Below are 11,887 nucleotides of genomic sequence, written 5' to 3' on the forward strand. Positions count from 1 at the left end.
TACTATTCTTTTCTACCAAGCTTTTCAAGGATTCTTAACCGTTCTTTTTCAAAATCAATGGAATCAGGTTGTTGGCTACTATCATTAGATGGAATTTGTTCATTTCGTTCTTTAAACCAATCTGGTATTTGTTCAACCCTTCCCCACTTACTGCGAGGACGGTTTTCTTGTTCCTCTTGACGTTTCGCATAGTTTTCTTTTTCCATTGCCACGTGTTCTGCAGCATCCTTTGCTGTAACGAAATTTTTACGACTCCAACTATCAGCAATGGTTTCAACATATGCTCTTGGTAATTTTCCATCTTTTATTTCTAACACATATTCTATCAACACATTGGTAACCCCAACTGGAAGCTTATAACGATGTACAAGCTTTTCTGCAAGTTGAATATTGTTCGCATATGGTTCAACACCATGGTTTAGCTTTTTCAAAAATTCGTATGGTGTTGTCATTTCGTATTCCTTAAATTGTTCTTCAATGTCACGATTACCGATCATTTGTTGTAGTTCAGTTTCGGTAATGGTAGGAACATAACCAACATTGCGTAACATTTCATTCGCCGCTTCTTTATTGTGAAGAACTGCTTTTGCTTGTTGTACTGTACGGATATTTTGATGAATCCAGTTACTTGCAATCGTTTCAACATATTTTTTAGGCAATTGACCTGATTTAATATTGTAAACATATTCAATTAAAACGTTTGCCACCCCAATGGATAAGCCATTATTTAACACAAGGCTTTCTGCTAATTTCACATTCGAGGCATTTGGTTCGGTACCATTCGATAACTGTTTTAAAAACTCATAAGGCGTTTTAGCACTATAATAATGTTCTCCATCATTATCAGCAGATTGGATCTGTTCCTGTGTTATTTGCGGAACATATCCAAGCTTGCTCTTCATTTCTAGTTCTTCTTTTGTTTTTGATAAATAGTCAAATGCTTCTTTTGCTGTTTGTATGCCTGCTTGTCTCAAAGTGTTCGCAATCGTTTCAACATAGCGTTTCGAAAACTTTCCACCTTGTCTAGATAGCACATACTCACTCAACACATTGACAACCCCTAGAGGCAAATCGAATTTATTGATGAGATCTTCTGCGATTTTAACATTCGTTGGAAAAGGTTCGCTCCCATTATTCAAATCTTTCATAAATTCATATGGTGGTGTCGTTTCATAAAAATAATAAATTCCATCCACTTCAGTTATATCTTTTTTAATGGTTTCCCTTGTAATCGTTGGGATAAAACCTGTCGTCCGTAAGAATTCTTTATTTTTAATTGTTTTATCAATTTGATTTAACGCGTCTTCTGCTGTATCAATCCCTATTTTCATCCAGTTACTAGCAATTGTCTCAACAAATCTTCGTGTCACTTTCCCATCTGTTTGCTCAAATGCATATTCCATTAAAACATTTACGACCCCAATCGGCATTGAATAATTGTTTACTAGGCTTTCTGCTAACTCGATAGTATAAGGGAAAGGTTCTCTACCATTATTTAATTGTTTTAAAAATTCATATGGTATTGTTCGTTCATATTTTGCAGTACGTGTATTTGTATTAGATACATTTTGTTTTTCTAGTTCAACTTCACTAACTTTAGGGATATATTCTTTATTCTTTATTTTCTTAAATTTATCGTGTTCTGAGCGCGCGATTGCCATTGCTTCCTTGGCAGTTTTAATATTTTTACGGTTCCAGTGATCAGCAATTGTTTCCACAAAATTTTTCGGCAGCTTTTTATCCGTTTGTAGCATAACATATTCGATTAACACGTTGACAACGCCGATATTCATTCCATGGTTTATAAACAGATTTGATACAAGTTCTTTTGTATAATCTGTTGGTTCTTTACCATTGTTTAAATTACGCAAATGTTCAATTGGGTTTGTTGATTCGAAATACTCGATCATTTCTTCTTCTTTAGATTTAACTGTTTTTTCAACGATTCGGTTTTCATCAATTTCAGTAGAAAAGAATTTTTGCAATTGAGGCGGCTCATTCGAAATCGTTAATTTATAAACATCGGCTGCTGCTTTTTTTAGTCGCTCTCTCGATAAATTCATTTCATCATCTAACGCTAAAATGACAACCTGTTGCATATCTAATGGGTTAAAACGATAAAGATATGCTAACTTCGCTATTACTTCACGTATTTCTAAAGTTAAAGTTTTGGACGGCACCAATTGTTCGCTTAATCCACTTTTCAATAGATTGAAATCAAATTCTTCCATATAAAATGGATACGGAATCGTCGAAGTTGGCTGGTTGTCCATCTGTTCCATGTTTATTTTACTATGAACTGGCTTGTAAACATCGGTAAAAGTTCGTGACACATCCTTAAATCCATTCGTAGTTACTGATTTTACAAAACGTTTACGCAATTTACGGTAGGCTTGTTCGCCAATTTTAGAAAATAAAAACATTGATAATAAAGGATCTTGAAAAAACGTATAAGCATCCAGTGGTCGAATCAATTCATAAATAAATGAGCGGTTCTCCTCTTCCTGTTTGCGAAAAGTTCGAAGTAATCCGATTGCTTCAAGTGCAATTCGAGCTTCAAAAATTTTGCCAATTGGCATATTTAAGACACTCATTAAATAATAATGACTCATGCTGCTAGACGTAGCATCCTCAGCCTCTGCCCATAAAGTTAAATAAAGACTTATCGGTTCAGGTCCTGTTAAAGGTTGATAAAACAGCGTTAAAAGCTGTCGTTCCTGCGTTGAAAGTGATTGAGGGAGACTTATTTCAAAATGATCCGCAGGCTGTAATTCCTTATATAGATGAACCATTTTTTCCCCTCCTAAAAATTATTTTTTTATTTCTGATTGACGATGCAATAATTCTTTTAATTCAGCTATAAAGACATTTATATCTTTAAACTGTCGGTAAACAGAAGCAAATCGAACATAGGCTACTTCATCCTCTTTTGCAAGCAAGTCCATTACCATTTCTCCGATGTCTTCTGAACGTACCTCTGAATTTCCGATTCTTCTTAAGTTTTTTTCAATAGAAAGTACGATTGCTTCTAATGTCTCCAATGGAACAGGTCTTTTCTCACATGCACGAATTAACCCACGTAACACTTTCTCCCGGCTAAACTCTTCTCTAGAGCCATCTTTTTTGACGACGATTAATGGGGTTTCTTCAATTCTTTCGAAAGTGGTAAAACGATACGCGCAAGATTCACATTCTCTTCTTCTTCTTATTTCTTTATTATCGTCAACTGGTCTTGAGTCAACTACACGTGTACCGTTATATTGACAAGCTGGACATCTCATAACATATTCTCCGTTCAACATAATTTCGTAATCACATTATACCAAATCTATTTGCCCGATAAAAATGGCACTTATTTTTTATGCAAAATAACATTCTAATACAATTTACAAAACAAGAAAAGAGTATAGGTCTTACAGATTGCACTGGTCTTCAAAACCATAAGAAAAAAGGCAGGAATTACTCCTACCTTTTACACAATTGATATCTATTTCACAATGTTATGCAGTAACAGTTTCTAGAGCTTTAACAATTTTCTTCGTTAAATCTACAACGCGTGCAGAGTAACCCCATTCATTGTCATACCAAGCTAAAACTTTTACTTTTCTTGTACCCATTACCATTGTTAGTAATCCATCAATAGTTGATGAATATGTTGTTGTATTATAGTCAGTTGATACTAATGGTTCTACTGAGAAGTTTAAAATACCTTTTAAAGGACCTTCTGCCGCTGCTTTAAATGCATTATTTACTTCCTCAACAGTCACATCTTTTTGTAAGTCAACTACAAGGTCAACTAAAGATACGTTTGAAGTTGGAACACGTAAAGCCATACCATGTAGTTTTCCTTTTAATTCTGGAAGTACTAATGATAACGCTTTAGCAGCTCCAGTTGATGTTGGGATGATACTCTCTGCACATGCACGAGCACGGCGTAAATCTTTATGTGGGTTATCAATATTTTTTTGGTCATTTGTATAGGCATGAACTGTTGTCATTAAACCATTTTCGATACCAAATGAATCATTTAATACTTTTGCTACAGGAGCTAGACAGTTCGTTGTACAAGATGCGTTAGAAATAACCTCGTGCTTAGAAATATCTAGTAAATCATCATTTACACCCATAACAACTGTAACATCTTCATTTTTACCAGGGGCAGTTAAAATTACTTTTTTGGCACCAGCTTCTAAGTGCATTGCCGCCTTACTACGTTCATTAAATTTACCTGTTGCTTCAATAACGATGTCTACACCTAATGCTTTCCACGGTAATTGAAGTGGATCACGTTCGCTAATTAATTCGACACGTTTACCGTTTACAATTAAAGCGTTTTCGGTAGTTTCAACTGTGCCATCAAATTTCCCGTGATTTGTGTCATACTTAATTAAATGAGCTAAAGTTTCTGCTGGATAGCTTGCATTAATAGCTACAATATTTAAATCCTCTTGAACAATTGCTTGGCGGAAAACCATGCGACCAATTCGGCCAAAACCATTTATTGCAATAGAAACTGTCATTATTTATAAAGCCTCCTGTATATGCTTTTAATTATGTTATCTGTTCTCTCCAAATAGTATAGCACATTTACGAAAAAGGTGAACATATTCTTTCGACAAAATAAAAATTCTTATTTTCTGAAAATAATCTTTACTGTCAGGAGCAATACACCTTAGATAAGCTCCGATTCAACAAATACTAATATACATCAGTACTGTGAAAAGCGTAATCTAAAAAACGAATTTTTATATTTTTCCAACAAGAAAAAACCTCTACGCTTAATGTAGAGGTAAATTACTTTTGTTATGCCTTGTAATTTCAAGGGGAATGTTATAGTACATTCCAATTTTTTAGGATGTCATCAAGCTGTTGTTTAGTTTCTTCTATGGAACCATTATTATTAATTACCGCATCTGCACCTTGTTCCTTTATTGATAGAGGTAATTGCGAACTTATTCGAGCTTTTGCTTCTTCATCACTTAGTTGATTTCGTTCAATCAATCGTTTCAATTGAGTTTCTTCACTAACCGACACTACAAGAATTTTTTCAACGTAATGCTGTAGTTTACTTTCGAATAACAACGGGATATCCATAATGACCGTTTTTTCCCCGTTTGCAACATGTTCATCACGTTGACGCAACATTTCGGATCTAATTGCTGGATGGATAATGTCATTTAACACTTTTCGCTTAGATTCGTCATGAAAAATGATGGAGCCAACTTTTGCTCGATCCATTGCTCCGTCAGCTGTTAAAACATCTTGACCAAATGCATCCGCAATTTTTTGTAATGTTTCTGTACCTGGTTCCACTACTTGTCTGGCAACTAAATCTGCATCAACAATAGGTAAACCATATTCTTTTAACATGTTTGCTACAGTACTCTTCCCACTTGCGATACTACCAGTTAATCCAATTATCATTCCAAAATCCCACACCTTTTAATGTTGACATTGAGGGCAATACACTGAAGTACGTCCACCAATGACCATCGATTTTGTATCATTTCCACATTGAGGACAAATTTTCTTTCCGTACATTTTTAGACGGTGCTGCATCCCACCAGCTTCACCGTTAATGTTCCGATAGTCTGATATTGTTGACCCACCCATCTCAATACTTTCTTGTAAAATATTGCGGATAACTTCAAACAATTCAATTTTTCTCTGTTTACTAATTCGATTTGTTTTACGCCCCGGATGTATCCCCATTTTAAATAAAGATTCTGTTGCGTAAATGTTTCCACAGCCAGAAATGACTTGTCCGTCCATAATCACTTCTTTTATCGGTTTGTTTTGATATTTCGGAAGTTCACACTTTTCGAGGAAAAAATAACATGCATTCGGTTCAAAAGGTTCCGGTGCCATTTGCATAAGCGGTGGATGTTCTTCTTCCTTCACAATAAACCGCATTTCTCCAAATCGACGAATATCACTATAAACAAGCAGTTCCCCAGATGTTAAGTAAAACACGCCATGGGTATGCTTTCTGAATTTCTCTTCTGTTATCTCACTTAAGTCTTGAACAACAAACCAAGCACCAGTCATCCCTAAATGATTAACAAACAAATATTGATTATCATCTTTTTCAAGGTGAAAATAAATGTATTTGGACCTGCGAGTGATTTTAGAAATTGTCATTCCTTGCAAGGCTTGTTCAAAAAGATTCGGTTCAATCGTTTTAACAATACATTGTTTTCCTTCAGCCCATGAATGATATATTGTTTGGGAAAGTTCAACTTTTTCAATTGTCTTTCCCTCTACTTTAGGCACTAACGCCCGAACAACACCTTCTACTTCTGGTAATTCAGGCATGTCTCCACTTCCTTACTTTGCATCGTACCATGTACTACCATATGAGAAATCCACTTTTAAAGGAACATTTAAGCTAATTGCGTTTTCCATTACTTCCGGTACAATTCGTTCTAAAATTTCTATTTCATCTCGTGGTGCTTCAAAAATTAATTCATCGTGTACTTGTAATAATAATTTTGTTTTGAGCCCTTCTTCTTTTAGTCGAGCATCCATATTTATCATTGCTTGTTTAATGATATCTGCAGCACTTCCTTGAATAGGCGTATTCATCGCAGTACGTTCTGCAAAACTACGTAGATTAAAGTTTCTACTTGTGATATCAGGTAAGTATCTGCGACGATTTAATAAAGTTGTTACGTACCCTTTTAATTTCGCTTCCTGCACAATATTATCCATATAGTCTTTTACACCTGGGAAGCTTTGTAAATATTTATCAATAAACTCGCCCGCTTCTTTACGAGTAATATCTAAGTTTTGAGATAATCCATAATCACTTATACCGTACACAATTCCGAAGTTTACCGCTTTTGCAGCACGACGCATATTGCTCGTTACCTCATCTTCTGATACATGGAACACATCCATTGCAGTACGTGTATGAATATCCATCCCTTTTTTAAATGCATCAACTAAATTATCGTCATTCGACATATGGGCTAGAACACGTAATTCAATTTGAGAATAGTCTGCTGCAAATAAAACCCAATCTTCATTCGATGGTACAAAAGCTTGACGTATTTTTCGTCCTTCTTCCAATCGGATTGGAATGTTTTGCAGGTTAGGATCAGTTGAACTTAAACGCCCCGTTGCAGTTAATGCTTGTTGGAAGCGGGTATGCACTTTACTATCACCTCGATGTACTTCCTTGATTAACCCTTCAATATAGGTAGACTTCAACTTTGCCAACTGACGGTAATCTAAAATATACTTCACGATGGTATGTTCGGATTGTAGTCTTTCTAGCACATCAGCTGCAGTGGAATAACCTGTTTTTGTTTTCTTAATCGTAGGCAACCCTAATTTTTCAAAAAGAATGACACCGAGCTGTTTTGGTGAGTTTATATTAAACTTTTCGCCAGCTAATTCGTAAATCTCTTTCTCTAAGGAAGTGATTTTCTGCTCTAGCTCTTCACCCATTTTTTCTAAAGTTTCAATATTAACTTTGATCCCTTCGCTTTCCATCCTGCCAAGAATCGCAGCAAGAGGAAGTTCAAGATCATAATAAAGGTCAAATTGTTCATTTGTTTTTAATTTTTCCTCTACTACTGGTTGCAGCGACCATATTGAAAATGCCTTTCTCGCTACATGTTCTGCTAATACATTTTCTGCAGGAACTGTCCACTTTGCACCTTTTCCGTAAATGGTTTCATTTGCTTGTACATCACCATACCCAAATTCTCTTGCAAGTGTTGCAATATCATCTCCTGAAATAGCTGGGTTTACAATATATGATGCCAACAACATGTCAAACTCTACTCCGCGTAAATTAATTCCAAGACGTTTTAATATGGCTTGTGCAGCTTTACTATCAGACATATACTTTTTCTTCGTTTCATCTTCAAGCCAGTTTTTTATGACTTCATTGTTACTAAATATTTCGAAGGAAACATAAAAGTTTGTTTCACCATCTGAAAATCCAACGCCCAAAATTTGACAAGTATGATAATGTTCGTTTTCTAGTTCAACATGAATGGCCATTACATCTTTTAACATATCTGGTGTAACGTCACGTACAATTTCAAACGCTAATTCAGCCGTAACTTTCTCTTCTACTTGGAAATCACTTTTTTCAATTAATGATTTAAATGAAAGCTCCTGCCACACTTGTAATACGTTATCTTCATTTGGCCCTGGATAATTTAAGTCTTCCAAAGTAATGTCAATCGGTGCTTCTGTGAAAATTGTTGCTAATTTTTTTGACATTTTCGCTTGTTCTTCATTCGCCACAAGCTTCTCTTTCATTTTCGATTGCTTCATGCTATCAATTTGTTCGTACAACGCTTCTACAGAGCCATATTCTTTAAGTAGCTTAATCGCTGTTTTTTCACCTACACCCGGAACGCCAGGAATATTATCAGAAGGATCGCCCATTAGTCCTTTCATATCGATAATTTGATTTGGTGTTAAACCATACTTTTCTTCAATATGACTAGGCGTATATTTTTCGATATCTGTCATACCTTTTCTAGTAATATAAACACTTACTTGGTCTGTTGCTAATTGGGTTAAGTCTTTATCTCCTGAAACGATAATAACATCCATATGTTGACTTTGGGCTTGTTTTGCTAACGTTCCAATAATATCGTCTGCTTCGTAAAGTTCTTTTTCATATCGCTTAATTTGATACGCATCAATTAATTTACGCAAATAAGGGAACTGCTCTGACAATTCTGGTGGTGTTTTTTGGCGTCCACCTTTGTATTCATCAAACGTATCATGACGGAATGTTGTTTTTCCCGCATCAAACGCGACGAGCATTTTTGTCGGTTTTTCTTCTTCTAATATTTTTTGAAGCATCGTTGTAAACCCATATACTGCATTTGTATGAATGCCACTCTCATTTGCCAGTAGCGGCAATGCAAAAAATGCTCGATAGGCCAAACTATTGCCATCTAATAATAATAATTTCTCTTTTGCCATTGAAATTCTCCTTTATTATGTAAATCGTAAACTTAACGAATAATCTCTATTTTACTTTATCTTTATTACCGACTTTTTTCCATTATAAAACACGTATCCATCGTTAAACGATCAATACGTGTTTTTCATTCAATATTATTACCTTTTTATAATACGTTTTTCTTTCGGATAAAATATTTCTTCATAAATAACGGTAATTAAAAAAGCATTTAAAAAGGAAATGACTAAATATAATGGCATGCCACCTAAATTATATGTCATAAATGAACGTGCAAATACTTCAACAAATCCAACTTGTGCAAAATAAAAAATCATCCCTACACCGACTTGCCAAATCGGGCGTTGATCTTTCCTTTTATCAAACTTAAAAACTTTTTTAAAACTATTGCGTACTTCTTCAGCGACAAAAAGTGTTAAAAAGAATAAAGGAATAAATGTGATTGGTATATAAAAAATTTCAAATTTCGTCCATGTATAAGGAGTTGGAGTAAATAAAGCTGTAATTGAACAAGTCATAATAAAAGCGAGAAGTCCATTTTGAATCCATTTATTTAAGTTATTCAATCGCTTTACCTCTTTTCTATTAGAAAATTACTATATTATTATAGCAAGTATTATAATAATAGAAAGTAGTAAATTATGTGAAATTCAATTTTGTAGAGTTATCGCACACTACCACTATAAGCCACACACTAATAAAGACAACTGCAACCTCGATTTGCAGCTTGTATGTCATAATTCTATCTTATATAAAAACCACCTACCAGAACTAAAAACGCTCTGATAGATGGTCATGAAATTGCTATTCAAGATAACCTGATAATATTTTTGCGTATGGTGAATCAGAAGGAAGGATAATCATCGTATCATCACCAATTGTCTTTTTATAAGATTCTAAAGTACGGTATAAAGAATAAAACTCTGGATCTTTGGAAAATTCTCGATTGTAAATTTTCGCAGCTTCTGATTCCCCGTCAGCTCGAATAAGTGCAGCTTCTTTTTCAGCTGTTGCAATTAATTCTTGTACTTTACGATCGGTTTGTGCCTCGATACGATTTTTCTCGGCATCCCCTTCAGATAAATATTTCTGTGCAATCGATTCGCGTTCAGAAATCATTCGTGTATATACGGATTGTTCATTTTCTTCTGGTAAGTCTGTACGACGAATACGCACATCCACTACTTCGATACCAAAATTCCCATCTCCTAATAATTCATTTACTCTTTCGGTTACTTTGTCATTAATACTACCACGTGAAGAATTTTCGTCATTAATAATATCGTCATAGTTTAATTGACCTAACTCAGTTCGGATTACAGAATAAATAAACTCTTCCATTCGTGACTCTGCATTAACTAATGTACCAGCATTCGAAATTAGTGCCTTTGGATCTGTTACACGCCAAACTGCATAATTATCAATAATGATTCTTTTTTTATCTAATGTATTGATTTCTTCTTCAGTCATATCATACGTCATCAAATTTTTCGGTAATGTTGTAACACTTTGAATAAATGGTACTTTGAAGTTAATCCCTGGTTCATTTTCGTATTTGACCACTTCCCCAAATTGACGTACCACACGATATTCGTTTTCTTTTACAATATAAATATTTGCAAGAAGAATAACAATCACTGCAAAGATAGCAGTAAAGATTATGGCAGACTTCGCGAATTGTCGACCATTAATCGGCTTTTTACTTTTTTCTTTTATAACTTTTGCATCTTTAATATCAACAACATTTTTATCCTTTTTATTTTTGTTCCCGAAAAGCGCTTTAATGAATTTCTCTAAATCACCATCGAATTGATTGTTATTGTTATTGTTACTCATTGTTTGTTGCCCCCTTCAGTAGATTCTTCAGTTTGTTTTGGAGAAGAACTAGCTGTCGGTTGAAGAGGTAAGTATTTTAACGTTTCCCCTTCATCATTCATAATGTAAATTTGTGCATTTGGAAGAACTGTTTCTAACGTTTCAATAATTAAACGTTGGCGGGTAATTTCTTTATTGCCCTCATATTGCTCATATAACTTTTTAAATACCGCAACTTCCCCTTCTGCTTGTTGAATACGAGCTACTTTTTCACCCTCTGCACGGGAAATAATTGCATCCTTTTCACCTTGAGCTTCACTTAATTTTTGGTTTTCATATTTTCTCGCTTCATTCGTTTTCGTATTTTTCGTTTCTCGAGCATCAGTTACTGCTGTAAATGCTGCACGAACTTCAGCATTCGGTAATTCAACATCTTGTAATTTAACCCCTAAAATACTTATTCCAATATCATATTTCTCAATTAAATTGACAAGTAAATCACGAGTACTTGCTTCAATTTCAGCTTTTCCGTCTGTTAAAGCTTCATCAATGGTTGAGCTACCAATGATAGAACGAATCGCACTTGATGTGGCGTTATGTAAAATCTCTTTAGGATTTTCTGCATTAAATAAATATTTTTCAGGGTCTGTTATTTTCCATTGTACTATAAGATCAGTTAATACAATATTTTCATCACCTGTAATCATCTTTGTTTCATTATCAAAAGTTTCTATGACTCCTTCTTCAGTTTGTTCATAACCAAATTGTAAACTGTACGTCTCTTTTGATAGAACTTCCACTTTTTGTATTGGCCATGGTAACTTAAAGTGTAACCCTGAATCTGTAATTGTTTCATCTGCATTTCCAAATGTAATCACAACTGCTTGTTCCGATTCATCAACAGTGTACCAAGATGTGAAAACAGCTATTAACGCAAATATAGCCACAATCGACATCCCTGCGATTAGCAATGTCTTTTTTACACTCATCTTCATCCCCCTCGACTTGTTAATTAATTTATTTACGTAAAAATTAATAAAAAGTTTCATTTAATACAAAAATATTATTATCTTAACAACATAACCTATGTAAAAAGAAAATGCCTCACTCATTGTGAGA

Annotated in this window: 9 protein-coding genes; all 9 read right to left on the minus strand. The window is 34.5% G+C overall.

Going from position 1 to position 11,887, the window contains the following annotated elements; translation table 11 throughout:
* Positions 1-2: 2 nt before the first annotated feature.
* The 9 genes from CRO00_RS06455 to hflK all read right to left on the minus strand — a co-directional run bounded on the left by CRO00_RS06455 (position 3) and on the right by hflK (position 11,757).
* A complete protein-coding gene (locus CRO00_RS06455; RefSeq protein WP_097072859.1) occupies positions 3-2,792 on the minus strand; it encodes a DnaD domain protein in 2,790 nt (929 codons plus the stop codon).
* 18 nt (positions 2,793-2,810) lie between these two features.
* On the minus strand, positions 2,811-3,281 hold the full coding sequence (nrdR, locus tag CRO00_RS06460) for a transcriptional regulator NrdR (RefSeq protein WP_097072860.1): 471 nt from the start codon (positions 3,279-3,281) through the stop codon (positions 2,811-2,813).
* Positions 3,282-3,500: 219 nt separating this feature from the next.
* Positions 3,501-4,520 carry a glyceraldehyde-3-phosphate dehydrogenase gene (locus CRO00_RS06465; protein WP_097072861.1) on the minus strand — a complete coding sequence of 340 codons (1,020 nt, stop codon included), beginning with the start codon at positions 4,518-4,520 and terminating at the stop codon, positions 3,501-3,503.
* A 310-nt stretch (positions 4,521-4,830) separates the two neighbouring features.
* Positions 4,831-5,424 carry a dephospho-CoA kinase gene (gene coaE, locus CRO00_RS06470; protein ID WP_097072862.1) on the minus strand — a complete coding sequence of 198 codons (594 nt, stop codon included), beginning with the start codon at positions 5,422-5,424 and terminating at the stop codon, positions 4,831-4,833.
* Between the two features lie 18 nt (positions 5,425-5,442).
* Positions 5,443-6,315: a bifunctional DNA-formamidopyrimidine glycosylase/DNA-(apurinic or apyrimidinic site) lyase gene (gene mutM / locus CRO00_RS06475; protein WP_097072863.1), complete on the minus strand. Its 873-nt coding sequence runs from the start codon at positions 6,313-6,315 to the stop codon at positions 5,443-5,445.
* 12 nt (positions 6,316-6,327) lie between these two features.
* Positions 6,328-8,955, minus strand: a complete 2,628-nt coding sequence (gene polA, locus CRO00_RS06480; protein WP_097072864.1) for a DNA polymerase I — start codon at positions 8,953-8,955, stop codon at positions 6,328-6,330.
* 138 nt (positions 8,956-9,093) lie between these two features.
* Positions 9,094-9,519 (minus strand): DNA polymerase I, encoded by a 426-nt coding sequence (locus CRO00_RS06485; RefSeq protein ID WP_237658342.1) that lies wholly within the window; start codon positions 9,517-9,519, stop codon positions 9,094-9,096.
* A gap of 238 nt (positions 9,520-9,757) precedes the next feature.
* Positions 9,758-10,789, minus strand: coding sequence for a protease modulator HflC (hflC, locus tag CRO00_RS06490; protein WP_097072865.1), 1,032 nt, complete (start codon positions 10,787-10,789; stop codon positions 9,758-9,760).
* On the minus strand, positions 10,786-11,757 hold the full coding sequence (gene hflK / locus CRO00_RS06495; protein WP_097072866.1) for an FtsH protease activity modulator HflK: 972 nt from the start codon (positions 11,755-11,757) through the stop codon (positions 10,786-10,788). Before hflK ends, hflC begins: the two co-directional genes overlap by 4 nt.
* Positions 11,758-11,887: the final 130 nt, after the last annotated feature.

It is taken from the genome of Ureibacillus xyleni, assembly GCF_900217795.1.
Taxonomy (GTDB): Bacteria; Bacillota; Bacilli; order Bacillales_A; family Planococcaceae; genus Ureibacillus; species Ureibacillus xyleni.